We start from the raw sequence: 26,238 nt of genomic DNA, 5'->3' as shown, positions 1-26,238 counted from the left end.
GTTGATGGGAGGGCGCATGAGCGACCAGGATTACGACCGCGATCACGAACACCATGACTGGCTCTCTAAGAACGAGCCGCACGATTCCCAAGAAGATAACCCCAAAAGCAACGATTACCGCTCTGATGGGGAGCGGGTAAATTCGCTATTGCCTGCCAGTGAGATGCTGCCCGAGCGCATCTACCTGCTACCGATTCATAACCGTCCTTTCTTTCCTGCCCAGGTTCAGCCGCTGGTCATTAACCGCGAGCGCTGGGAAGAGACCATGCGCCGGGTCAATAACACGCCACACCACACCATCGGCGTTGCGTTTGTTGGGGAGCATGGCGTTGAGTCGCTGGATCACGAAGGCTTCCCTGAGATTGGCACCGCAGTGAAGGTGCATAAGCTCAAAGGCGAAGATCAACAGATTCAGTTCATTGCTCAGGGGTTGCAGCGTTTTAAAATCCAGCGCTGGCTCTCCAAAGAGCCGCCTTACTTGGTGGAAGTGACTTACCCGAAAGAGCCGGTCAATGCCGAAGATGAAGAGACCCGTGCCTATGCCATGGCGATCATCAACGGCATTAAAGAGCTGCTGCCCATTAACCCGCTCTACGGGGAGGAGCTAAAACACTACCTTAACCGTTTTAGCCCCCATCAGCCCGGCCCGCTGACCGACTTCGCTGCGGCGATTACCTCGGCCAAAGGTCCAGAGCTTCAGGATGTACTGGCCACGCTGCCTGTTGCTGAACGCATGCACAAAGTGCTGCCGCTGCTGCGTAAAGAGATTGATGTCGCCCAGTTGCAAAGCGAAATCAGCGAGCAGGTCAATGCCCAGATGCAGGAGCGTCAGCGGGAATTTTTCCTACGCGAACAGCTAAAGGTGATTCAGCGTGAGCTGGGCATCTCTAAAGATGACCGCGAAAACGACGTGGATACTTTCCGAAACCGGCTGGAATCCTTGGTGGTGCCAGAGCGGGTTCAGGCACGTATCGATGAGGAACTCAATAAACTCAGCGTGCTGGAAACGGGCTCGCCGGAGTATGGCACCACCCGCAACTATCTGGACTGGTTAACCTCGCTGCCTTGGGGAGTAACCAGCCAGGATAAGCTGGATCTTGCCCATGCTCGAGAAGTCCTCGACCGCGACCACGATGGCCTAAAAGACGTGAAAGAGCGGATTGTCGAGTTCCTTGCCGAGGGCACCTTTAAAGGCGATGTAGGCGGCTCGATTGTGCTGCTGGTTGGCCCGCCAGGGGTGGGTAAAACCTCCATTGGCCGCTCTATTGCCGAAGCGCTGGGACGTAAGTTTTATCGTTTCTCGGTGGGCGGTATGCGGGATGAGGCTGAAATCAAAGGCCATCGACGCACCTATGTAGGCGCAATGCCCGGTAAGCTCGTTCAGGCGTTCAAAGAGGTTGAGGTAGAAAACCCGGTCATCATGCTGGATGAAATTGATAAGCTGGGTCAATCTTTCCAGGGTGACCCCGCCTCGGCGCTGCTGGAAGTGCTTGATCCCGAGCAGAACGTTGACTTCCTCGACCACTATCTCGACGTGCGGATGGATCTTTCCAAGGTGCTCTTCGTGTGCACCGCTAACACGCTGGATAGCATCCCCGGGCCGTTGCTCGACCGTATGGAGCAGATTCGCCTGTCGGGCTATATCGCTGAAGAGAAGCTGCAGATCGCCAAGCATCACCTCTGGCCCAAGCTGCTTAAGCGCGACAACTTGTCGAAGAGGCGCATTAACTTGAGCGATGCGGCGCTGAAGCAGGTGATTGACGGCTATGCCCGTGAAGCAGGTGTACGTCAGTTAGAAAAACAGCTACACCGCATTGTGCGCAAAGCCGCGGTGAAACTGCTGGAAGAAGATGTTGAAACCGTCAAGGTCTCGGTCAAGAACCTGGAAGAGTTCCTGGGCGCGCCGCTATTCCGTAAAGAGAAAGTCCTGAAAGGCGAAGGGGTCGTCACAGGGCTTGCTTGGACCTCGATGGGTGGCGCTACCTTGCCCATTGAGGCAGGCAAAGTCCACTCGTTAGATCGTGGCTTCAAGCTGACCGGTAAATTGGGCGACGTGATGAAAGAGTCGGCTAATATCGCCTACAGCTATACGCTTGGCCATTTGGCTGAGTATGGAGCCGATGCTGACTTTTTTGACTCCGCTTTTGTGCACCTACACGTACCGGAAGGGGCGACACCGAAGGATGGTCCCTCTGCCGGGGTAACCATGACCACCGCGCTACTGTCGTTGGCTAAACATCAAGCCATCACTCGCCCGCTGGCGATGACAGGTGAGTTAACCCTCACCGGCCAGGTGCTACCGGTAGGCGGTATCCGCGAAAAAGTGATTGCCGCACGACGCAGCGATATTTTTGAGGTCATTTTGCCTGAGGCTAACCGCCGTGATTACGAAGAGCTGCCCGAGTACCTGAAAGAGGGTATGACGGTTCACTTCGCCAATCGCTACCGGGATGTTGCTAACGTGGTATTTAAGTAGCGCTCTTCGCTGGTTTTTGCTTTAGGCAATAGGGTTTGATTAGCGCCGCTCTGAAAAGAGCGGCGCTTTTTTACATCTGTTTACTGGTGAAAAGCATCGCTTAACCTGGATAATAGTGAAAAATCAAAATATTAAAAAATAGCTACCCTGGGGAACCCTCTATGCGCAACAACCAGCCCGTTACCCAACGCGAATATGTGCTTGATGAAGAGACCGTGCTTATTTCACGCACTGATTTAAAAGGTAATGTGACCTATGCCAACGCAGCCTTTGTGGAAGTCAGCGGCTATTCAAGGGATGAACTGCTTGGCGCGCCGCATAATTTAATTCGCCACCCCGATATGCCCGAAGCCGCTTATGCCGATTTTTGGAAAACCATTCAGGCAGGTGGCGCTTGGCAGGGAACGGTTAAAAATCGCCGTAAAAATGGTGATCACTACTGGGTCAATGCCACAGTGGCACCTTTGAGAGATGGCGACCGCATTGTTGGCTACACCTCTTTACGCCGCAAAGCCTCGGATAAACAGATCGCCTTGGCAGACCGAGTGTATGCGGAGATACGCGAAAAGGGTAAATCCCGCCGCTATGCTCTCCACCAAGGGGCGTTAACGCGCCGAGGCCTTGGCGGTATTGTGGCGCGCTTTCAGTTCACAAGCTTAAAAGCCAAGTTAACCGGCATGGTTGTCGTTGCAGTGGTCCTGCTGGGTTTATCGGGCGGGTTAGGGCTGTATGGCTTAAATGCTTCTGGAGAGCGGCTTGAAACTCTCAACCGCGCAGGTCTTGAGGCAGTAGCTGACCTGCAGTTAATCGAGCGTCACATTGGTTTGGGCGTTGAGCAGTTGGAGCCTGCGGTAAGAAACCGACGTCGAGTGGATATGGACGCAGTGTCTGCCAGTCTCACCAGCAGCACGCAGACCGCTCAGCAGCTGTGGGAAGAGTACCGCCAAACCAGTAGTGCACCCGAAGAGAGTGTAGAAGCGTTTAATGCTGCCTTTAGCACTTGGCGTGATGGTGTTGCTAGCGCCATTGAAGCCGTTGGGCAAGCCAATGGGTTTGCGGCATTTGAATCGCTCAATAGCGTAGTGCTGCCCGCGACTACCGAGATTCGCGAGCTAAATAGCCAGTTGGTCGACTACGAGCGTGCTGGCGCGGTCAATTTGATGTCAGATGCTCGCCAGGGTCGCCAGCAGATGTTTATTGCGCAGTTGGTGCTGATGCTGATTGGCCTGTGTGTGCTGGTCGCCCTCAGCGTATTTATCTTGAAATCTGTCTTCCGCAGCTTAGCGGGGGCACGCTATATGACGTTCCAAATTGCGGCGGGTAACTTAGCGGCACGGGAGCGCCGTCAAAGTAATGATGAGCTAGGCGAGCTGCTCTATTCGCTGGATACCATGCGCTTTAGTCTCTCTAGCATCGTTGGTGATGTGGAAAACCGCGTGTCGGTCGTCACCCCCGCCATTCAGCAAATTGCCACCGAAAACGAGGAGCTGGCGACGCGAACCGAACAACAAGCGTCATCGCTGCAACAAACGGCTTCCAGCATGGAAGAGATGACCTCAACCGTTCAGCAAAATAACGATAATGCTCGCCAAGCCACAGAGCTTGCCCAACAAAATGCTACCAGTACGCGAGCTACTCGTCAGCAGATGGAGCAGTTGGTTGAACGTATGCAGCGCATCGCCAAAAGTGCCGAAAAGATGACTGAAATGATAGGGGTTATCGATAGCATTGCCTTCCAAACCAATATTTTGGCACTCAATGCCTCGGTAGAAGCCGCGCGAGCCGGTGAGCACGGGCGCGGGTTCGCGGTGGTTGCCAGCGAGGTGCGGGTGCTGGCAAGCCGCAGTGCCGATGCATCTCAGGAAATTCGCAAGATGATCGACAGCACGACACAGGAAGTGCAAGGGGGGCGTAGTGCGGTGGAGCAAGCAGAAAGTGCCATCGAAAACGTCGTGGAACAGGTAAGCCGTGTGAGTGAGTTAATGGCCTCCATTAGTACCGCTTCCAGCGAGCAGAGTAGCGGTATTAGGCAGATTAATGCGGCGATTGCGGAAATGGATAGCGTGACTCAGCAAAACGCCTCCAAAGTGCAGTCTATCGCCGCGTCAGCAGACAACCTTGCCCTGGAAGCCTTTGAACTGGCTAACGTGGTTGATGCTTTCCGCTTGGAGGGAGCGCAAGCAGAGAGCATTAGTGCTGCCCGTGAGAAGCTTAGCAGCGTTCAAAAGGCGGCCAAGCAAGCAGCGCCTCGCCTGTCGAGCAGCAAATCTTCCAAGCAGCAGGCCAGTAGGCAGAGCACCAGCACGAGTGCTGATGAGTGGGATGAGTTTTAACCGCTAACCCCCGTTGGTTGTCCTCTACATCTAGTCTCAGCGGTGCGCTCATGCCACAATCTAAGGCCGCTGGATTCAACTGCCTGCTGCCACGTATGCGGCAGGCCATGATAAAGATGTAGAGGACACCATGCCTGAGTATCGCTCCCGTACCACCACCGCTGGCCGCAATATGGCTGGCGCCCGTGCCCTTTGGCGTGCCACCGGTATGAAAGATGACGACTTTCATAAGCCGATTATTGCGGTCGCCAACTCCTTCACCCAGTTTGTACCCGGTCATGTGCATCTAAAAGACATGGGCCAACTGGTGGCGCGTGAGATTGAAAAAGCGGGCGGCGTAGCCAAAGAGTTCAACACCATCGCCGTGGACGATGGCATTGCCATGGGTCATGACGGCATGCTCTATTCGCTGCCGAGCCGCGATATCATTGCTGACAGCGTCGAGTACATGTGTAACGCCCACTGCGCCGATGCACTGGTGTGCATCTCCAACTGCGACAAAATCACCCCAGGAATGCTGATGGCCGCGATGCGCCTCAATATTCCGGTGATCTTTGTATCAGGCGGCCCGATGGAAGCCGGTAAAACCAAGCTGCTCAACCACGGCCTAGACCTGGTAGATGCAATGGTCATGGCGGCCGATGACAGTGTGGATGATGAAACGCTGGCGGAAGTAGAGCGCAGTGCTTGCCCCACCTGCGGTAGCTGTTCAGGTATGTTTACCGCCAACTCCATGAACTGCTTAATGGAGGCATTGGGGCTGGCGCTGCCAGGTAACGGCACCGTGCTGGCAACCCACTCAGACCGTCGTAGGCTGTTTGAAAATGCCGGTCACCGTATTGTCGAACTCGCTAAACGTTTCTACGAAGGCGACGAGGCCCACCTGTTGCCCCGTGCGATTGGCAATAAGTCGGCGTTTAAAAACGCTATGACGCTCGACATTGCCATGGGCGGCTCTACCAATACTATTCTTCACCTATTAGCAGCTGCTCAGGAAGCAGAAGTTGACTTCACTATGGCGGATATCGACCGCCTTTCCCGTGAAGTGCCGCAGTTGTGTAAAGTGGCCCCCAATACCCAGAAGTACCATATCGAAGATGTACACCGCGCCGGCGGCATTATGGCCATCTTGGGTGAGCTGGACCGGGCAGGCGTGCTGGATACCTCTGTGCCGACTGTCTATGGCGATAGCCTGAAGGCTGCGCTGGAAGAGTGGGACATCATGCGCTCGCCTAGCTCAGAAGTGGTTGAGTTCTTTAAGGCTGGCCCTGGCGGTGTACCGACTCAAACCGCTTTCTCCCAAAGCGCCCGCTGGCCAAGCCTGGATGGCGACCGCGCCACCGGCTGTATACGCGATTTGGAGCACGCGTTCTCCCGTGAGGGCGGCCTGGCCGTGCTTTACGGCAATATCGCGCTGGATGGCTGCGTGGTGAAAACCGCAGGGGTTGATGACTCCATTTTGGTATTTGAAGGCAAAGCCCACGTGGTGGAGTCTCAAGACCAAGCGGTGGCCGACGTGTTAGATGGCAAAGTAAAAGAGGGCGAAGTGGTCGTCATCCGCTACGAAGGCCCCAAAGGCGGCCCCGGCATGCAAGAGATGCTGTACCCGACCTCTTACCTGAAATCGAAAGGCTTGGGTAAAGCCTGTGCGCTGCTCACCGATGGTCGTTTCTCTGGCGGCACATCAGGCCTGTCGATTGGGCATGTATCCCCGGAAGCGGCAGCAGGGGGCGCGATTGGTTTGGTCGAACAAGGCGACACCATCTTGATCGATATCCCCAACCGCTCCATCAACGTGCAACTCAGCGATGCCGAGCTGGCTAAACGCCGTGAAGCCATGGAAGCCAAGGGTAAAGACGCCTGGAAGCCGGTCGAACAGCGCCCGCGCAAGGTCACTCCCGCGCTTAAAGCCTATGCGCTACTCGCCACCTCCGCCGATAAAGGCGCGGTGCGCGACCTCTCCAAGCTGGATTAATCACTCCGTCCAACAGCCCGTCTTGTGCGGGCTGTTTTTTTGCCAACCTGAACCGTCACATCGACTAAGGATTGTAATGAAGGCGATCATCAACGTTGGCCTTGTTGGCTATGGGTTTGCGAGCAAGACGTTTCACGCTCCTTTGATTCAAGCGACCGAAGGGCTGGATTTAGTAGCCGTTTCCTCAAGCGATGCGGCCAAGGTGAAGGCGGATCTGCCTAATGTGGAAATAGAGAGCCAAGCGCTGGCGCTATGTAAGCGCCCAGACCTTGATCTCATTGTGATTCCCACGCCGAACGATACCCACTTCCCCTTAGCCAAAGCGGCGCTCGCTGCGGGCAAACATGTAGTGGTGGATAAGCCCTTTACCGTCACACTCTCAGAAGCAAAGCAGCTAAAAGCCCTGGCGGTGGATAAGGAAAGGCTGATTTCGGTATTTCATAACCGCCGCTGGGATAGCGACTTCCTGACCATTCAGGCGCTCTTAAAGGAAGGCACGCTGGGGCGGATGACCGGCTTTGAGTCGCGCTTTGATCGCTTTCGTCCTGAAGTGCGCGACCGCTGGCGGGAAAAAGCCACTCCAGGGGGCGGTATTTGGTACGACCTAGGCCCGCACCTGCTGGATCAGGCCTGCGAGCTATTCGGCACGCCCAACGCCATTTTGCTAGAGCTCGGCGTGCGGCGCGATGAAGCCAAAGCCGATGACGACTTCCTCGCGCTGCTGGAATACGACGGCTGCCGCGTCAGCCTAAGCGCCGGTACGCTGGTGGCGGAACCCACGCCGCGCTACCGCATCCACGGCACCAAGGGTAGCTACATTAAATACGGCTTAGACCCGCAGGAAGACCGCCTAAAAGCGGGAGAGACCCCGGCACCCGCCTGGGGAGAAGATACCCCTGGAACACTGACACTGCGCGACGGGGAAGGCGAAGGAGCACCGCTGGTACGCCACGAACACCCCACACTGCCGGGCGACTATCTCGCCTATTACCAGGGCGTAGCTGCTGCCATTCGCGATAAAGCACCGCTGCCGGTAGGCATCGATGACGCCCTGCGCTGTATGGCACTACTGGAAGCCGGCCTGGACAGCCACCGCCAACGCCGCTGGATCCCGCTAAAACACCACCTATAGCAACGCAGCAGTGGCACCTTCCAGGCGGCTACTCGCCGCCCCGCGGGTGCCTCTTTCGCTCGTTGCTCTCGCTCATTCGTTACGCCGCGCTACAGAGCTCCAAGTACTTAAGATAGGCACCTTGTAGCGCGTGGTAAGCGATAGCGCACCCGCGAAGCACCCCGTTAGGGGTGCCGAAGATGGCTCTAAGCGTAAATGGGAAATAATGCTGTATTTCTTACAGTAAAGCGGTACGAGGGGCAGGTATCAGAGCAAATCCATCCCGCCACGGCGCTTCTCTTCGCGTAGTTTATCCCGCGCAATATAGAGCGCGGCGATGGCGCGGGCTTCGTGGAAGTCTTCGCGCAAGAGTAGTGCAGGCAGTTCTTCAATAGCATGGGTTTCTACAATCAGCGGCTCTGGCTCGTCACCCGGTAAGCGTTTGGGGTAGAGGTCCGTTGCCATCAACACCTGCATGCGGTGGCGCATGTAGTTGGGCGCTAGCGAAAGCTCCACTAAGGGTTCCATGCGGTGCGCGCCGAAGCCGCACTCTTCCATCAGCTCGCGGTTGGCGGCGGTGACTATGTCTTCGCCGGGGTCGACCAAGCCTTTGGGAAGCGTCAGCACATAATCTTCGAACCCCGCAGCATACTCCCGAATGAGCAGCACATGGTCCGGGTCGGGCATGGCAATAATCATCACCGCACCGCGATCAGCCCCCGTCAAACGCTCAAACTGTCGCTCTTCCCCATTAGAGAAGCGCAAATCCAGTGACTCAATTTGAAATAGACGGCTTTGGGCGACGCGCTGGCGGCCTAAGATTTGCGGCTTGCGCGGATAGCCGGTTAGCGTATCGCCTGTTGTTGTGTCGTCGCGTGACATCATGCCTCCGTGGCTGCAAAAAACGGGTTACGCTACAATAGCACGCTTACTCTTTAAGACTGGAGCGGCAATGATTGATTGGCGCGAGATCGATACCGTCCTACTCGACATGGACGGCACGCTGCTAGACCTTCACTTCGACAGCCACTTTTGGCTTGAGCACCTGCCGCGGCGCTACGTAGAGCTGCACCAGCTAGACCAAGCCAGTCAGGATGCGCTCAAAGCACGCATTATGGGTGAGCAGGGCACACTGAACTGGTACAGCCTTGCCTACTGGAGCCGCGAGCTGAACGTGGATATCGTTGCCCTCAAGCGCGAAGTGCAGCACTTGATTGGGCTACGCAGCGATGCTTTGGACTTCCTGACATGGCTCAAGCAAGCTCACCCCCGAGTGGTACTTGCTACGAATGCCGACCGCGCAAGTCTCGCATTAAAACTCCCGCTCACGGGGTTGGAAAACTACCTAGACGCCATCATCTCATCAGAAGACGTGGGCGCTGCGAAAGAGGAGCAAGCCTTCTGGTTTGCACTGCAAGAACGCGAGCCATTCGACCCCGCCCGCACCCTGTTTATTGATGATAATGCCCGGGTGCTAGAGAGCGCTCGCGAATTTGGCATTAAGCATCTGTTAGGGATTAAACAGCCTGACAGCCAACGCCCAGAGAAAGAACTACAGGAATTTATTGCCCTTGACCGATTTGCCCGGCTGCTACCCGCAGAGTTGCCAGGGCAACGCTCACACATCTGAGTTCATAAACCTGGCCTCACATACATTAGGAGGGCGTGAATGAGTGACAGCGTTCGTTTGGATAAGTGGTTATGGGCAGCGCGGTTTTTTAAAACCCGTGCTCTGGCCAAAAAAGCCATTGAAGGCGGCAAAGTCCATTACGACGGAGCTCGTGTAAAAACCAGTAAGAACGTTGAGCTGGGTGCGCTGATCCGTGTGCCGCAAGGCTGGGATATCTTCGAGGTGGAAGTGACCGCGCTATCCGACCAGCGTCGAGGCGCACCGGAAGCGCGTAAGCTCTATGCGGAAACCGAAGATAGCGCTAAACGTCGTGCCAAAGAGGCCGAAGCGCGCCGCTTAACCAACGAAGCCATGCAGCACCCGCTTAAACGCCCTGATAAAAAACAGCGGCGCGATATCCAGCGCTTCCAGCGCCAGCAAGGGGAGTAAGCAGCCGCTTACCCTGCTGTGCTCTCCTATTACTTCTCCTCCTACTTCTCCTCCCATGGTCTTTTTATGTCTGATCAAATTCAACGCTTTTTGTTTGACCAAACTAACGTGCGTGGCGAGATCGTTACGCTCAGCACGGCTTACCACGAAGTGCTCGACCGCCACGCCTACCCACCCGCAGTTAACCAACTGCTGGGTGAGTTGCTAGCGGCGGTCGCCCTATTGACCGATACCGTTAAGCTGGATGGTACGCTCAGTATCGAAGTGCGCGGCCAGGGAGTGCTCGCCCTGTTAATGGCAGAGTCCAACCCCGGCGGCGAGCTGCGGGCCATTGCACGTATTGCCGAAGACGCCGCACTGCCCAGCGAACACGCTAGCTTCCGCGAGCTGGTAGGGGACGGCCAAATCGTGATTACCCTAGACCCTAAAGAGGGGCATCGCTATCAGGGCATCGTCGGGCTGGATCACGATACTCTGGGCGGCTGTCTGGAAGCCTACTTCGGCCAGTCGGAGCAGCTGCCCACGCGGCTTTGGCTAGCTGCTGACGGCGAACGGGCAGGAGGGCTGCTTCTCCAGCGCTTACCGGATGCGTCGCAAAACCAGGATGTAGACGCCTGGGAGCGCAGCGTTCACCTAGCCGATACTATCAAGCAAGAAGAGCTGCTGGGCTTAGAGCAGCGAGAAGTGCTGTATCGCCTCTATCATGAAGAGACCGTGCGGGTCTTCGACCCCAAAGCGCTGAGCTTTGGATGCACCTGCTCGCGGGAGCGCATGAGTTATGCGCTCTACACCCTTGGCAAGGATGAACTTCGGGATATTTTGCGCGAACAGGGCGCGATTGATACCCAATGTCACTTTTGTCATACGAAATATCACTACACCGCAGCGGATATTGAAACTTTGTTGGAGGACCCAGGCGCGCCACCGCCGGTGATTCACTAATTGTGTAGTCGGCACCTGACGAGGGTGCGTTTGGGGCGGGATGCTGCACCCCGCGCACCGCACCGTTTGATGGCGAAAAGCCAAACAGGTGTTTGAAAATATACTGCGCTGCAACACAAAATGTAGTGTCATTGTAGTAGTTTAACTACAAGATATTTGGTAAAAGCCCCCGTTTCCCGGGGGCTTTCTTTTTGCCATAATGCGCCAAACTTCAGCGCACCTAGCCTGCTGTGACCGCAATGCCACAGGCTAGGATGATTCTCAAGGCGTCGGTGACGCCCGGTAAATTAGAGACCCAGGAATCGACATGACCACGACTCAAGCCGCTCCCCAAGCCCACGTTAATCTCAGCAGCGCCGAACTGATCGAGCGCGCAGTGGCCCGTGGTGAAGGTCGCCTCGCGGCGAACGGAGCCCTGGTAGTCAACACCGGCGTACGCACCGGGCGTTCACCGAAAGACCGTTTTATCGTCGATGAGCCCTCCACCCGTGACAGCATTGATTGGGGCAGCGTTAACCGCCCCTTCGACGCTGAAAAATTCTCAGCTCTTTGGGCGCGGGTTGAAGATCACCTGAGTAACGGCGAGCACTTCATTTCTGAGCTGCACGTGGGCAGCGACGCCACTCACTACCTGCCGGTACGCGTGACCACTGAAACCGCTTGGCAGAACCTATTTGGTCGCACCATGTTTGTACGTCCTCAGGCCTACAACCAAGCCGCTAAAGAAGAGTGGACCATTCTTAACGCCGCAGGCTTCGAGTGTGACCCGAACCGCGACGGCACCAACTCCGATGGCTGCGTCATCATCAACTTTGCCGAGCGTAAAGTGCTGATCGCTGGCATGCGCTACGCCGGCGAAATGAAGAAAGCCATGTTCTCTGTGCAGAACTTCCTGCTGCCCGCTTCCGACGTGCTGCCGATGCACTGCTCGGCTAACGTGGGCGAAGATGGTGAAACCTGCCTGTTCTTCGGCCTCTCTGGCACCGGCAAAACCACGTTGTCTGCTGACCAAGCGCGCTTCCTGATTGGTGATGACGAACACGCTTGGGGCGACGGCATTGTCTTCAACATGGAAGGCGGCTGCTACGCCAAGTGCATCGACCTTTCTGAGAAGAACGAGCCGGTCATCTGGAATGCGATCAAGTTTGGCACCGTGCTGGAAAACGTCGTACTCGACGACCGTCGCGAGCCGGATTACGCCGACGACAGCCTGACTCAGAACTCTCGTGCTGCCTACCCGCTGGAGCACGTTGAGAAGCGCGTTGCAGAAAACCTGGCAGGCGAGCCTAATGCCATCGTCTTCCTGACCTGCGATATGTCCGGTGTGCTGCCGCCGGTCTCCGTGCTGTCGAAAGAAGCGGCGGCTTACCACTTCCTGTCAGGCTACACGGCGAAAGTCGGCTCCACCGAAATGGGTTCTTCCGAAGGCTTGGCGGCGACGTTCTCTACGTGTTTCGGCGCTCCATTCTTCCCGCGTCCGGCCCGTGAGTACGCCGACCTTCTGATCAAGCGCGTTGAGAAGAAAGACGCCCAGGTTTACTTGGTCAACACTGGCTGGACCGGCGGTGCTTACGGTGAAGGCGGTTCACGCTTCTCCATTCCGACCACTCGCGCCATCATCAGCGCGATTCAGTCTGGCATTCTGCGCGATGTAGAAACCAAGCACATTGAAGGCCTAAACCTGGAGGTGCCGGTAGCCGTGCCGGGCGTAGACTCCAGCCTGCTCGACCCTCGCGAGACCTGGGCAGACCGCGACGCTTATGACCGCCACCTGCAAGAGCTGGCCACTAAATTCGTTGAGAACTTCAAGAAGTTTGAAGGCGTTAACGAAGCCATTATCCAGGCAGGCCCACAGCTCACCTAAGGTTTAAAAGGTATCTAAAAAGGTACTTACAAGCGTCGCTGGGAAGAGCTAGCTAGAAAGGGGCAGTGCCACGGCACTGCCCCTTTTTTATTCGCAAAACCGCGTAAACCCTCGCCTGATTGAGGGTGGGTATATAAGTAACAACAGCGCTGCACTCTGCCTTGTTCCTGCGTGAATCGTTTAATTACCATTGATTAGAAATTATAGATGCACCATAAATGAGCAATAAAGCATAGACTTTAGTCTCTATGCAGGCGTTTTTTTGCCATACCAAACCTGCATAGGGTATGCAGGAATTCGTTCCCACAGTTAAATGTGGCTATGCGCTGGCCAGCATAACGATAGTTTTACACGGAACGGTACACTTCCATGCCTTATGTTCACGACACGCTTACGCGACTTGCTAAGAGTAGCCCTGCCCAAACTGAGTTCTATCAAGCGACGGAAGAAGTGCTTGAGTGCCTGCGACCGCTGTTTGAGCGCACACCACACTATCACCAGCACAGTATTATTGAACGGATCGTTGAGCCTGAACGGCAAATTATGTTTCGTGTCAGCTGGCTGGATGACGCTGGCCGCGTCCAGGTGAATAAAGGGTATCGTGTGCAGTTCAACTCCGCACTGGGGCCTTATAAAGGAGGACTGCGCTTTCACCCTAGCGTGACAGCAGGCACCATCAAGTTCCTAGGTTTTGAGCAGATATTCAAAAATGCCCTTACCGGCTTACCTATTGGTGGTGGTAAAGGTGGCTCTGATTTTGATCCAAAAGGTAAGTCGGACAACGAAATCATGCGCTTTTGCCAATCCTTTATGACGGAGCTGTACCGTCATATAGGTCCAAATAGCGACGTTCCTGCCGGGGACATCGGGGTTGGTGCACGCGAAATTGGCTACCTATTTGGCCAGTACAAGCGGTTAACCGGTCGTTATGAAGGGGTCCTGACCGGAAAAGGTTTGTCTTGGGGTGGTTCTTTGGGCCGTAAAGAGGCGACGGGTTATGGCGCGGTGTATTTTGCCCAAAACATGCTGGCAGCTCGTGGTGAAACGCTAGAAGGCAAAACCTGCCTTGTGTCTGGCGCAGGTAATGTCGCGATTTATACCATTGAGAAACTCTATGAACTGGGCGCGCGGCCCATTACCTGCAGTGATTCTCGCGGTACGATCCATGACCCTAGCGGGATTGATCTTGAGCTTTTAAAGCGCTTAAAAGAGGTCGAACGGGTATCGCTAGAGGCGTACTTACGTGAGCGCCCGGAAGCACTATATGTGCCTGCGCATGATTATCCGAGCGATGGTCATGCCGTCTGGCGTATTCAGGGAGATGTCGCCTTTCCCTGTGCCACCCAGAACGAGCTAACGGAATGCGACGCCAAGGTGCTGATTGAAAATGGCGTTCGCTGCATAAGCGAAGGGGCTAATATGCCCTCCACCAAAGCGGCAGTAGAGCACTTTCTTGCCGCTAAATTAGCCTATGGTCCAGGTAAAGCGGCTAATGCAGGTGGCGTGGCCACCAGTCAGTTAGAAATGGCGCAAAATAGCAGTATGGAGCAATGGCCGTTAGCAAAAGTGGATAAAAAGCTACAGCGCATTATGGCGGATATTTATCGGCAGTGTGCTGAGACAGCAAAGGAATTTGGGGAACCAGAGAACTTAGTGCTAGGCGCTAATATTGCCGGTTTCCGCAAAGTGGCGGATGCCATGATTGAGCAGGGTGTCACCTAAGGCTTTAAATCAACGAGTTTGCGTGTAGCAGCAATACGCAGTCCTTTCCCACCCCGGGGAAGGGCTTTTTTGCATTGGTTGGCATGTTCTTAAGGAGAGTGACCATGGGGCAGCGGCCTCCCATTATCATTAATCGGCTGGATGCTGAGCGTCTGCAGCGACTGATTGACCACGCGTCTGAAAAAGATCAAGTGGTGGCAGAACTGCTGGAAGAAGAGTTGTCGCGTGGTGAGGTATTAGACCCACAGGACATACCTGACAATGTGGTAAGCATGAATAGCCAAATCCGCTTCACGGACCTGACGCGTGGCTGTCAGATGGTCAGGACGCTGGTCTACCCTCACGCTTTAGCAAGTGTGGCTGACGGAATTTCTGTCATGGCACCCATTGGAGCGGCGTTAATCGGTTTAAAAGTAGGGGATGAGATTGAGTGGCCGTTGCCTAATAACGCTAATGTAAGACTGCGCATAGACGCTATTTTTTGGCAGCCGGAACGAGAAAAGCAGTTTCACCGCTAGTGTGGTAGGTGAGCTTGGCAGAGGTAGAGGGAAGGTGAAGATAGGGGTAGCGGGCAATCCATGCCAGTCTAGGTGGTTTGTGGTACCTTGTCGGCACCTCGAATGCTGCATGAGTTAGTTGCACGTTATGGATGTCAAACAACGCATTACTGCACGCTTGGCCGAAGAGCTAAGCGTCCGGCCTGAACAAGTCGCCGCAACGGTAGAGCTTCTGGATGGTGGCGCTACCGTTCCTTTTATTGCCCGTTACCGTAAAGAAGTCACTGGCGCGCTGGATGATACGCAGCTTCGCCAGTTGGACGAACGCCTGCGCTACCTGCGCGAGCTTGAAGAGCGTCGTGAAGCGGTACTGGCCGCCATCGATGAGCAGGGCAAGTTAGACCCCACACTCAAAGCGACCATTCAGGCCGCCGATACCAAGCAGCGTTTGGAAGATTTATACCTCCCCTTCAAGAAAAAGCGCCGCACCAAAGCCCAAATTGCCCGTGAAGCCGGGTTAGAGCCCCTGGCGGATGCGCTGTTAGCGAATCCAACGCTTGACCCCGAAAGCGAAGCCGCTCAATACCTGCGCGAAGCCGAAGGGGATATCCCCGCCATTGAAGATGCCAAGGCGGCGCTGGATGGTGCCAAGCAGATTCTGATGGAGCGCTTTGCCGAAGACCCCGAGCTGATTGGTCAACTGCGGGAGCGGCTATGGCAAGAGGGCGAGCTCAGTGCGCGCGTGCTGGATGGCAAACAGCAGGAGGGCGCGAAGTTCTCCGACTACTTCGAGCACGACGAAAAGCTGGCGAAAGTGCCCTCGCACCGGGCGTTGGCCATGTTCCGTGGCCGCAACGAAGGCATCTTAAGCCTAGCGATCCGTTTGCCGGGCGAAGACGACGCACCCATTCATCCCGCCCAAGTGGCGATTGCCAAGCAAGTAGGCATTAGTGATGAGGGACGCGCGGCGGATAAATGGTTAAGCGAAGTAGTTCGCTGGACCTGGCGCGTGAAGCTTTACACCGCGTTGGAAACCGAACTACTGGGCCGCCTGCGTGAACACGCCGAGCAGACCGCCATCGACGTATTTGCCGCCAACCTGAAAGACCTACTACTGGCAGCGCCTGCCGGGCAGAAAGTCACGTTGGCATTAGACCCCGGCCTGCGCACCGGCTGTAAAGTAGCGGTGATCGACGCCACCGGTCAGTTTATTGACCAAGCAACGATCTACCCCCATGCGCCGCAAAACCGCTGGGATGAATCCCTTAACGTGCTGGCCAAGCTAGTAAAACAGCACGGTGTGGAGCTGATCGCGGTAGGTAACGGCACCGCCAGCCGCGAAACCGACAAGCTCGCGGGCGAGCTGGTAAAAGCGCTAGCCCCAGCCCATCGGCTGAGCAAGGTAATGGTATCCGAGGCGGGCGCATCGGTGTATTCGGCATCCGAGTACGCCGCGCGCGAACTCCCGGATCTCGACGTGACCATTCGCGGCGCTGTCTCTATCGCTCGCCGCTTGCAAGACCCTTTAGCCGAGCTGGTGAAGATCGAGCCCAAATCCATTGGTGTGGGCCAGTATCAGCACGATGTTTCCCAAGTACAGCTCTCTCGCAGCTTGGAAGCCGTGATTGAGGACTGTGTTAACGCCGTGGGCGTGGATCTCAATACCGCGTCCAGCGCGCTGCTTTCCCGTGTGGCAGGCCTAAGCGCCGCTATTGCCGAAAATATCGTCGCTCAGCGCAACCTGCAGGGGGCATTCAAGAGCCGTAAAGAGCTGCTTGAAGTGAGCCGCCTTGGCCCGAAAACCTTCGAGCAGTGCGCAGGCTTTTTGCGTATTAGCAATGCTGAGAACCCGCTGGATGCCAGTGCGGTTCACCCCGAGGCCTACACGCTGGTAGAGCGCATTGCCAAGCAGAACAGCCGCGACGTGAAAGGGCTGATTGGCGACAGCGCCACTCTGAAAGCACTCAAGCCCGCCGACTTCGCCGACGAGCGTTTTGGTGTACCCACCGTGAGCGACATCCTCAAAGAGCTGGATAAGCCCGGCCGCGACCCGCGCCCAGAGTTCAAAGCCGCTGAATTCCGCGAGGGCGTTGAAACCCTCAATGACCTCAAGCTCGGCATGGTGCTGGAAGGCACCGTCACCAACGTGACCCACTTCGGGGCGTTTGTGGATATCGGCGTTCACCAAGACGGCCTCGTGCATATCTCGGCGCTTTCCGACCGCTTTATTGATGATCCGCGTAGCGTTGTGAAGGCGGGCGATATCGTCACGGTAAAAGTGATGAGCGTGGATATTCCGCGTAAACGGGTAGGGCTATCCATGCGTTTGGATGACGAGCCGGAACAGCCCGAAGCACCAGGCAGCACAGCCTCGGCAGCGCCGCGCAAACCCACTCGCAGCCGCCGCCAAGGCGGGCAGCGCCAGGGCAATCAGCAGAGCGAACCCCCTGCTGCGATGGGTGCGCTTGGGGCTGCGCTGATGAAAGCCAAGCGGGGCAAATAGTCGCGCGTCTTGAATATTTAACCATTGTCGCCATATCCTGCTGTCTATTCTCGATGAGAAAGCAGGGTAATGGTTATGGCGATGCCAGCTGACTTCAACAAGGCCTGCTTAATGCAGGCCTTACTAACAAGGAGTGTTCACCTTGTCTGAACCTCTCACTGTGCCATCTTCGCTCACCGCCCAGGTAGAGCGGTTGCTGCCAAGCGCGCGACTTGGGCGCTTAGGGCGCTTGCGTCGCGGGTTGGAGAAAGAGGGTCTGCGTGTTGATGCCCATGGCCATATTGCCCAAACGGCTCATCCGCACGCGCTCGGATCGAAACTGACGCACCCGCATATCACCACCGATTACTCTGAGGCGCTGCTGGAGTACATCACTCCGGTGTACTCCGAGCCTAAAGAGGCGCTGGCGTTTTTATCTGATCTGCACACCTTTACCTATCACCACTTGGAAAACGAGTGGATCTGGCCGGGCAGCATGCCCTCGCGGCTTTCAGGTAACGATAGTGTGCCCATTGCGGATTACGGCAGCTCTAACGTCGGTACCATGAAGCATGTCTACCGTAAGGGTTTAGACGTACGCTATGGCCGTATTATGCAGGCCATCGCGGGCGTGCATTACAACGTGTCGCTGCCGGACGATATGTGGCACGCGCTGCGGGAAATGGAAAAAGCCACCAACATCCCGTTTAACGATTACCGCTCGACCCGCTACTTCGGGATGATTCGCCACTTCCGCCGCCATAGTTGGTTGCTGCTCTACTTGTTTGGCGCGTCTCCTGCGATAGACAAAAGCTTCCTGCCGAATGGCCAAGTGCCGGATAAGCTGCAGCCGCTCAGCGACGATACCTATTACGCGCCTTATGCCACTACACTGCGTATGTCGGATCTTGGCTATCAGAACAAAGTGCAGTCGCAGCTTAAAATTTGCTTCAATTCGCTGTCGAACTACGTCAACACGCTGCGCCATGCCATTTCCACCCCCTGGCCGGACTACGAAGCGCTGGGCGTGAGAAACGGCGACGAGTGGCAGCAGCTTAACGCCAATATCCTGCAGATCGAAAACGAGTACTACAGCGATATTCGACCCAAACGCGTAGCCAAGCACAACGAAACGCCAAGCCAGGCGTTGGAGGCCCGGGGCGTCGAATACATCGAAGTGCGCTGCCTGGATCTCAATCCGTTCGATCCGTTGGGCGTCACGGAATCCCAGATGCGCTTTGTCGACACCTTCCTGATGTGGTGCCTACTCAGCGACAGCCCCTGGATTTCCGATGAGGAGTGTGACCGCCTAGACGATAATCGTCGGCTGGTCGTAGAGCGCGGCCGCGACCCGGAACTGCGCCTAACTCGCAATGGGGAATCGGTCACGCTGCCTGCTTGGGGCGAGCAAATTTTTGCTGAAATGGCTGAGGTGGCACGCTTGCTGGATGCTGTCGAGGAGGGCGAACCCCATGCAGCAGCGCTTGAAGCTCTTGCACCACGCTTGAAAGATCCTTCGTTGACCCCCTCGGCGCAAATGCTGGCGCGCTTGCAGGAGGGTAATGGTTCCTTAAGCGATACGCTGCTGGAAATGGCGCAGGCCCAAGCCGATAAGCTAAAAGCCACGCCGATGCTGCGTTCCCGCGAAGCGCTACTCGCTCAACTGATCGACACCTCTCACCAGCAGCAGCGGGATATTGAGGAGGCCGACCAAGAGAGCTTTAGCGAGTTCCTAGAGAGTTATTTCACCAAAGCGCGAGAGTCTCGGGCGCTTTCTGCACTGCCACCCGAGGATGCGCAATGACATCATCAGCCATTCGTCCGACGGCACTCGCCGGTGTCGCGTTTTGCGTACTGATGATGGCCGTAGCGCTGAGCCTTGAGCATATTGTGGGTTTAGAGCCCTGCCCGCTATGTATTTTTCAGCGAGTAGCGGTTATCGCCGCCGGGCTAGTGCTAGCTGTGGCAGCCATTCACAACCCTAAAGGGGGCGTGGGTAGAGGCATTTATGGCCTGTTAGGGTTAGCTGCCGTGGGCACCGGTGCCTTTATCGCCGGGCGTCATGTGTGGCTGCAGGGCTTACCAGCAGATGAGGTGCCTAGCTGTGGCCCAGGGCTGGATTACATGATGGATATCCTGCCTATGCAGGAAGTCGTCGCCATGGTGCTTACCGGCTCTGGGGAGTGCGCTGAGATCGACTTCATGCTGTTGGGGCTGTCACTGCCTGCCTGGACGCTGATCGGTTTTTTGGTGCTGGCCCTGGCGCCGCTGCGTATGCTGTGGCTAGCCATCAAGCGCTAGCCTAGTCGTTAGGCAGCCGATCTATCGACGGCTGTCTAACGCAAGCGTTGACTATCGAAGACGTACTCTCCAGTATCAAGGAAATCATTCCCGCCAGGATTGACAGAGGCAGAAGGAAAAGCGAGTCTAGCCCTGTTCAAGGCGGCTATCTGCAAGGAGAAAGCCCCATGCTCGAAGATTGCAAAAATGCCCTGGAGCGCTGGGGAGGCGTACACAGCTTAATTGATCGCTGGCTTGATCAGCGTCGCGCGCTACTCGTGAGCTTTATTGAACTAAAAGAAGCCTGCGATGCGGAGCTGGAAGCCGTGAGCAAAGCGCGCATTGATACCTTCAGCGAACTGCTGATGGACTATATCAGTGCTGGGCACTTTGAGATTTACCCGCAGCTTGCGGAAGAAGCGAAAGCTTTTAATGACGAAAGCGCGCTTCACATTGCCGCACAACTGCTAGAGCGCCTGGAAATGTCTACTGCCATGGTGCTGGAGTTTGATGAAGACTTCGTATCCCCGGTGCGCTGCCAACAAAACCTAGCGCGGTTACCCGCTTGGATTGACCGTCTCGCCAAAGGGCTCACCGAACGCTTCGCCCTGGAGGAACAGCTCATCGCACGCCTCCATGCAGCCCACAGCCCCCAGCAGATCAAATCTCCCGCTTAATGCCGCGCCCCTGTAGCGCGGCGTAACGAAAGAGCGAGAGCAACGAGCGAAAGAGGCACCCGCGGAGGCGGCGCCAGCCGCCCCGGTAACGCCACCGAACCCAGCACGCTTCCGTACGATAAAACGCCACCACCACCCCCGGCGCCCCCATCGGCAACGCTCTGCGCGTTGCTTCGCGGGTGCGCTCCGCTTACGCCGCGCTACGGGTGCGGCGCCAACGATGCAAATGGGGTTGCCCGTAGCGGGGTGGGGCGCGTTTTCAACCGAGATCTTTCTCCCGCCGTAAGCGGCCGCCAATCACCAGCATGCAGGGGGTGAGCAGCAGGGTGAGGAAGGTGGCGAACGTCAACCCACCGGCAATCGCGCTGGACATTTGTGTCCACCACTGGGCAGACGGGGCGTTGAAACCTAATGCCGGGGCAAACAAATTGACGTTGACGCCCAACACCATCGGCATCAACCCCAGTACGGTCGTAATCGCGGTGAGTAGCACCGGGCGCAGGCGTAAACAGCCTGCTTCCAAGGCCGCTTGAGCGGGGGGCATGCCCTCGGCGCGCAGCTCGTTATAGGTATCGATCAAGACGATATTGTTGTTCACCACGATCCCTGCCAACGCGATGACCCCCATGCCTACCATCACAATGCCGAACGCTTGGCCGGTGATGAGTAGCCCCATCAATACCCCTGCCGTTGAGAACACAATCGCCGATAGCACCAGCGCGGCTTGGTAGTAGCTATTGAACTGGGTCACCAGAATCAGTGCCATCAAGCCAATCGCAACCAAGAAAGCGCTGACCAGAAACTGCATCGACTCCTGCTGATCCTCTTGCTCACCGGCGACGTTAACCATCAAACCGTCGGGCAGTTGGCCTTGGCCAGCGTCCAATAGAGCGCGCAGCCGCTCATCGGCCAAGAATCCTGGCGCTAAGTCGGCTTCCACCGTAATAGCACGGCGGCCATCAATGCGGTTAAGCGTGCCCACTTTTGGTGCAGGAGTAATCTCCACAAAGTGCGAAATAGGCACCTGCCCGCGAGGGGTATTAATCGTCAAACGCTCAAGCTGGTTCAATGTGCGCCAGTTTTCTGGCAGGCGAACGCGAATATCCACTTCATCATTCACCGTCGGCGGGCGGTAAGTGGCGACTTGCAGGCCGGTGGTGAGCAGTTGAACGGCACTGCCGATGGTGGTGATATCGGTTCCCATACGGGCAGCGGCTTCGCGATCCACATGCACCTGCCACTCGACGCCCGGCAGGCTGCGGTTATCCTGAATATCGGTAAAGCCGCCAAGGTTGCGCATCATCGCCGTGATTTGATCAACCCCTGCATCGGCAATGTCCGGGTCGGTAGCACTCACTTCCAGCACAATCGGCTTGCCGCCGCCGGGGCCCATCTCCTGCTCTTGAAACTCCAGGGTAATGCCTGGGATATCCTGGGTGCGCTCAGCCATATCCGCCAGAATGGTGCGAGCAGGACGGCGCTGATACCAGTCGATAAACTGGAACTGAAGCATGCCAATTACATCACTACCCATTTGCTGGTCGGGCACAGCGTAAGAGCGGGCGTAGAGCGCCTCCACTTCCCCCATACCACCCAAGCGCTGCTCCACGCGCTGCAAAATGGCATCGGTTTCCTCCGCCGAAAAATCACCGCGGGCGCGCACCAGTACCTGAGCGCTGTCCGGCTCCACGTTAGGAAAGAAATCCACGCCATGATTGAAGCGCGCATAGCCGGTGTAGAGTAGGGCAATCAGCAGTACCGCAAACAGCAGTACCCAGGCAGGATGCTGAAGCAGGCGGCTCAAGATCCGACGATACCCACGCCCAAGCGCTGTACTTTCATCTATCGGCCCGGTACCACTGGCATGAGAGGTGCGCGTGAACAGGCGGCCCAGCGTAGGCAAAAACACCAGCGCCATGGCCAGCGAGGCCAGCAAGCATAGAATCACCGTGGCGGGCAGGTACTTCATAAATTGGCCCACCACGCCCGGCCAAAACAGCAGCGGGATGAACACGGCGAGTGTCGTTGCCGTAGAGGCGATGACCGGCCAGCTCATGCGTGAGGCGGCATCGAGCCACGCTTGATGCGGCGCTTGGCCGTCGTGCAGATGCCGGTCGGCCAACTCGCTGACGACGATAGCCCCATCCACGAGCATGCCCGCGACCAAAATCAGTGCAAACAGCACGACAATATTGAGCGTAAATCCAAACGCCCACACCAGCAGAATGCCGGTGAGGAACGCTCCTGGAATGGTCAGCCCTACCAGCAGTGCCATCCGCCAGCCCATCACGGCCACCACTACGATGAGTACCAGCACAACGGCGGTTAACACGTTATTCAGCAGCTCCGAGAGCATGTTCTGCACGGTAACCGACTCATCCAGAATAGTGGTTATCCGTAGCTGTTCGGGCAGCAGGTCTTCCGCGAGTGCCAACTGCTCTCGCACTGCTTCAATGGTCGCGATGATGTTGGCCCCTGCGCGTTTGGAGATTTCCAGCACCACGGCGGGCTGGCTATCAATACGGGCAAATCCTTCGGCCTCTTTGTAGGTGGGGTGAATCCAGGCCACATCGCCAAAGGTGACCACTTGATCTCCTTCTACTTTCACCGGCATGTTCATCACGTCGTTTAACGACTCAATAATGCCGGGAACCTTTAACGCTAAACGCCCCGCGCCCGTATCCAGACTGCCTGCGGCGACCAAGCGGTTATTGCGTGATATCTGATTGAACAGGGTGTCGAAATCAACGCCGTAGCTCTCCAGCACCAGCGGGTCGACGACGATCTCCAACAGGTCCTCCCGTTCGCCAGCAATCTCTACCTCGAGCACATCGGCGATGCCTTCGATTTCCTCTTTCAAGCGCCGAGCAATCGTCATCCGCTCCCGGGTATCCAGATCGCCGGAGAGGCCGATACTCAGAACGGGAAACTCGGAGACGTTAACTTCCATCACCCGTGGCTCTTCCGCTTCATCGGGCAGGCTGCTGCGGGCAATATCGACGCGCTCGCGCACATCGGCCAGCGCGGTGTCTGGGTCAAAACCAGGGTCGAACTCAAGCGTCACCGAACCGTGCCCTTCACTGGACTGAGCGGTGAATTTACGCAGCCCCTCGATGCCACGCAGCTCTTGCTCCATGGGGCGAACCAGTAGACGCTCGCCATCTTCGGGGCTGACGCCCTCCAGCGCGAGAGATACGTAGATAATCGGAATGGTAACGTCGGGGTTGGCTTCTTTGGGAATCGCCTGCCATGCGGCCGTGCCCGCCAGTAGCAGCCCTACCAGTAGCAGCAGTGTGGTACGGGTATGGGTGAGGGCGGCATTAATTAACTGGCGCATGTCCACCTTCCTGGGCAGGCACGGGGGTTACTGCTTCGCCGGGGCGGACCAAGCCAGCCCCTAACGTAATGAGGGTGACCGGGTCGGGCAGGCCGCTGACATAGGCGCGCTGGGTATCGGCGCTAACTAGCTCGACGGCGGTTTGCACGACACGATCCTCGTCATCCAAGTGCTTGATGGTTAACTGGCCGCGCTCGTCAAGGCTGAATAACGCAGGCGAGAGGGTATGCACTTGGCGGGGTGGCAATGTGATCGTGAACTCTGCACTGCCTCCCGCTAAGCGCAGGCGCTCGGGGTTGTCGAGTGCTACTTCGATATAGAACGTACGGGTCGCTTCTTCTGCACGGCTGCTGATATAGCTCACTTCGCCAGCGAGCGATCCACCGTTAAGTAGACGGGCCGTCACGGGTAACCCCACGCTTAAAGCACCTATCTGCTGCTGTGACACCCAGGCGGTACCGGTTAGGCGGCGATCATCAATCAAGCGTGCCCACTCTTCGCCTGGCTGGAGTAGGTCGCCAAGCTCTACCTGTATTCGGTCGAGGGTGCCGTCAAATGGGGCAGTGGGCCGGGTGTCTTGCAGCTGTTTCTCTAGCTGCGCCACCTGCGCCGCGCTGGCGCTGAGCGCGCTTTGCAGGCGCAGCAGCTCCGGCTGGGAAATTAGCTCACGACGGCGCAGGCTCTGGGCACCGGCGTACTCGGCTTCGGCCAGCGCAAGTTCATCTCTGGCCTGCCGCAAGCGTTCGGGCAGGGCATCGTTATCCAGCACTAGTAGCGTTTCGCCCTGGCGCACGCTCTCTCCTTGCTTGACCGGCTTCTCTGCGACGTAACCCGCGACGTTGGCACGCAGCACTGTCTCACGCTCAGCGGTGAGCTGGCCCTGTAGCACCTGCTGGGGAATATACGGCGTGCTCTGCTGAGTGCTTACCTCGACGCGGGGGAGGGCCTCGGCTTGCTCTGCTGCGCTTTCAGGAGGTGAAGATTGAAACTGCTGAAAATCGCCAACGGCCAGCCATACCACTAACGCCAGCACCAGCAGGCTAGCCAGCGCGTAAGAGGGGGGAATTCGTCGCATGGGAAGTCACTGTTCCAAGGGAATGACAAAATAGATAGCGCGGTAAGGATGGTCCCGCAGCCCGTCACACCATAGCGTAACTGGCCGTTTTCAGCGAGTACCAAGCCCGCGCGCGAAAGGGTAGTCGTCTCATGTCTGATTGAGTTTTTGAGCGTCTGGGCATACCATCATGGCGCTATTCTTTACCAGGCGAACCTCCATTAGGCGAACCATCAAGGAGCAATGATGAAAGATCCAGTACGTATTGCGATTACCGGCGGTGCCGGCCAGATCAGCTACTCTCTTATTTTCCGTATTGCCGCTGGCGACATGCTAGGGCCGGATCAGCCTGTCATTCTCCAGCTTCTCGAAATTCCTCAAGCGATGGACGCGCTGAACGGCGTCGTGATGGAAGTTAACGACTGTGCGTTCCCGCTGGTGCAAGACATCGTTGCCACCGACGACCCGAACGTTGCCTTTAAAGATGCTGACTTCGCTCTGCTGGTAGGTGCACGTCCGCGTGGCCCGGGTATGGAGCGTAAAGATCTGCTGGAAGCCAACGCCGCGATCTTCTCTGTACAAGGCAAAGCGCTGAACGACCACGCCAGCCGTGACGTCAAAGTGCTGGTTGTGGGTAACCCGGCCAACACCAACGCGCTGATTGCTTCCTGCAACGCGCCGGATCTGGACGCTGGTCAGTTCACTGCCATGACGCGTCTGGACCATAACCGCGCGCTGACACAGCTGGCTCAGAAAACCGGCAAGCACGTCACTGACGTTGAAAACATGATCATCTGGGGCAACCACAGTGCCACCCAGTACCCGGATCTGGCCCAGTGCAAAGTAGACGGCAAAGCCGCTTTCGATCTGGTCGAGCGTGACTGGTACGAAAACGACTTCATCCCGACCGTACAGCAGCGCGGTGCCGCCATCATCAAAGCGCGCGGTGCTTCCTCTGCCGCTTCTGCTGCGTCATCTGCCATCGACCACATGCGCGATTGGGCGCTGGGTTGCGACGGCATCGTCAGCATGGCGATTCCCTCCGACGGCAGCTACGGCATTGCCGAAGGCATCATCTACTCCTACCCGGTGCGCTGCCAGGGTGGCAAATATGAAATCGTCCAAGGCTTCGAACTGGACGCGTTCAGCAAAGAGAAGATGCAAGCCACCGAAAAAGAACTGCGTGAAGAGCGCGCTGCCGTTGAGCACCTGCTCGGCTAAACGCGCCTGCTAAGCGCTTTTTATAAGCGCTTAGTCACGCAAAACCCCGCAAGATTTCTTGCGGGGTTTTTTTGTTTGCCCGGCGAAGCCGGCAAACCCGGCCATCTGAAAGAAGATGGCGTCACCCCGACTGAGGGGAAGACAATCCGACTGGCAAGGGCGTCACTGGCCAACGGTGGGGTCTGAAGGAAGCCATAGGAAGTTAACG

General features: G+C 56.7%; 18 protein-coding genes. 15 read left to right on the top strand and 3 right to left on the bottom strand.

Annotation, left to right across the window (positions count from 1 at the left end):
• The first annotated feature begins 16 nt into the window (after positions 1-16).
• The 4 genes from lon to AC13CN_RS17280 all read left to right on the top strand — a co-directional run bounded on the left by lon (position 17) and on the right by AC13CN_RS17280 (position 7,916).
• Entirely contained in the window at positions 17-2,476 is a 2,460-nt protein-coding gene (lon, locus tag AC13CN_RS17295; protein WP_483053288.1) for an endopeptidase La, read from the top strand.
• 161 nt (positions 2,477-2,637) lie between these two features.
• Positions 2,638-4,809, top strand: coding sequence for a methyl-accepting chemotaxis protein (locus AC13CN_RS17290; RefSeq protein WP_062375000.1), 2,172 nt, complete (start codon positions 2,638-2,640; stop codon positions 4,807-4,809).
• Between the two features lie 130 nt (positions 4,810-4,939).
• The gene (gene ilvD / locus AC13CN_RS17285) at positions 4,940-6,784 is read left to right on the top strand and encodes a dihydroxy-acid dehydratase (RefSeq protein ID WP_483053287.1); all 1,845 of its coding nucleotides are present in this window, start codon (positions 4,940-4,942) and stop codon (positions 6,782-6,784) included.
• Between the two features lie 76 nt (positions 6,785-6,860).
• Complete coding sequence (locus AC13CN_RS17280; protein WP_062361745.1) at positions 6,861-7,916, top strand: oxidoreductase; 1,056 nt, start codon at positions 6,861-6,863, stop codon at positions 7,914-7,916.
• A 246-nt stretch (positions 7,917-8,162) separates the two neighbouring features.
• Here AC13CN_RS17280 and nudE read toward each other — a convergent pair whose 3' ends face one another.
• Positions 8,163-8,777 (bottom strand): ADP compounds hydrolase NudE, encoded by a 615-nt coding sequence (gene nudE, locus AC13CN_RS17275; protein WP_044630372.1) that lies wholly within the window; start codon positions 8,775-8,777, stop codon positions 8,163-8,165.
• 70 nt (positions 8,778-8,847) lie between these two features.
• Between nudE and yrfG the strand changes: the two genes are divergently transcribed.
• The 10 genes from yrfG to rsd all read left to right on the top strand — a co-directional run bounded on the left by yrfG (position 8,848) and on the right by rsd (position 20,418).
• Entirely contained in the window at positions 8,848-9,525 is a 678-nt protein-coding gene (yrfG, locus tag AC13CN_RS17270; protein WP_058578370.1) for a GMP/IMP nucleotidase, read from the top strand.
• A gap of 39 nt (positions 9,526-9,564) precedes the next feature.
• On the top strand, positions 9,565-9,954 hold the full coding sequence (gene hslR / locus AC13CN_RS17265) for a ribosome-associated heat shock protein Hsp15 (RefSeq protein WP_044630370.1): 390 nt from the start codon (positions 9,565-9,567) through the stop codon (positions 9,952-9,954).
• A gap of 66 nt (positions 9,955-10,020) precedes the next feature.
• Positions 10,021-10,896 carry an Hsp33 family molecular chaperone HslO gene (hslO, locus tag AC13CN_RS17260; protein ID WP_044630369.1) on the top strand — a complete coding sequence of 292 codons (876 nt, stop codon included), beginning with the start codon at positions 10,021-10,023 and terminating at the stop codon, positions 10,894-10,896.
• 307 nt (positions 10,897-11,203) lie between these two features.
• Positions 11,204-12,760, top strand: a complete 1,557-nt coding sequence (locus tag AC13CN_RS17255; RefSeq protein ID WP_054645145.1) for a phosphoenolpyruvate carboxykinase — start codon at positions 11,204-11,206, stop codon at positions 12,758-12,760.
• A 369-nt stretch (positions 12,761-13,129) separates the two neighbouring features.
• A complete protein-coding gene (gene gdhA, locus AC13CN_RS17250; RefSeq protein ID WP_062361754.1) occupies positions 13,130-14,482 on the top strand; it encodes an NADP-specific glutamate dehydrogenase in 1,353 nt (450 codons plus the stop codon).
• Positions 14,483-14,586: 104 nt separating this feature from the next.
• Positions 14,587-15,000 carry a nucleoside diphosphate kinase regulator gene (rnk, locus tag AC13CN_RS17245; protein ID WP_054641305.1) on the top strand — a complete coding sequence of 138 codons (414 nt, stop codon included), beginning with the start codon at positions 14,587-14,589 and terminating at the stop codon, positions 14,998-15,000.
• Between the two features lie 127 nt (positions 15,001-15,127).
• Positions 15,128-17,482, top strand: a complete 2,355-nt coding sequence (locus AC13CN_RS17240) for a Tex family protein (protein WP_273424194.1) — start codon at positions 15,128-15,130, stop codon at positions 17,480-17,482.
• A 142-nt stretch (positions 17,483-17,624) separates the two neighbouring features.
• A complete protein-coding gene (gene gshA, locus AC13CN_RS17235) occupies positions 17,625-19,265 on the top strand; it encodes a glutamate--cysteine ligase (RefSeq protein ID WP_483053286.1) in 1,641 nt (546 codons plus the stop codon).
• Complete coding sequence (locus AC13CN_RS17230) at positions 19,262-19,762, top strand: disulfide bond formation protein B (RefSeq protein WP_044630364.1); 501 nt, start codon at positions 19,262-19,264, stop codon at positions 19,760-19,762. Before gshA ends, AC13CN_RS17230 begins: the two co-directional genes overlap by 4 nt.
• 167 nt (positions 19,763-19,929) lie before the next feature.
• Positions 19,930-20,418 (top strand): sigma D regulator, encoded by a 489-nt coding sequence (rsd, locus tag AC13CN_RS17225; protein ID WP_044630363.1) that lies wholly within the window; start codon positions 19,930-19,932, stop codon positions 20,416-20,418.
• Between the two features lie 259 nt (positions 20,419-20,677).
• Here the strand turns inward: rsd and AC13CN_RS17220 are convergent, their stop codons facing one another.
• Positions 20,678-23,755 carry an efflux RND transporter permease subunit gene (locus AC13CN_RS17220; RefSeq protein ID WP_287837694.1) on the bottom strand — a complete coding sequence of 1,026 codons (3,078 nt, stop codon included), beginning with the start codon at positions 23,753-23,755 and terminating at the stop codon, positions 20,678-20,680.
• Positions 23,739-24,830, bottom strand: coding sequence for an efflux RND transporter periplasmic adaptor subunit (locus AC13CN_RS17215; protein ID WP_253557501.1), 1,092 nt, complete (start codon positions 24,828-24,830; stop codon positions 23,739-23,741). Before AC13CN_RS17215 ends, AC13CN_RS17220 begins: the two co-directional genes overlap by 17 nt.
• Before the next feature lie 225 nt (positions 24,831-25,055).
• Here AC13CN_RS17215 and AC13CN_RS17210 point away from each other — a divergent pair, with 225 nt between their 5' ends.
• Positions 25,056-26,030, top strand: a complete 975-nt coding sequence (locus AC13CN_RS17210; protein WP_016913321.1) for a malate dehydrogenase — start codon at positions 25,056-25,058, stop codon at positions 26,028-26,030.
• The last annotated feature ends 208 nt before the right edge of the window (positions 26,031-26,238 follow it).

Source organism: Vreelandella sp. L-25 (assembly GCF_056857535.1).
Note: the sequence above shows the minus strand (reverse complement) of the source record. Positions and strands in the feature narration are given on the sequence as shown.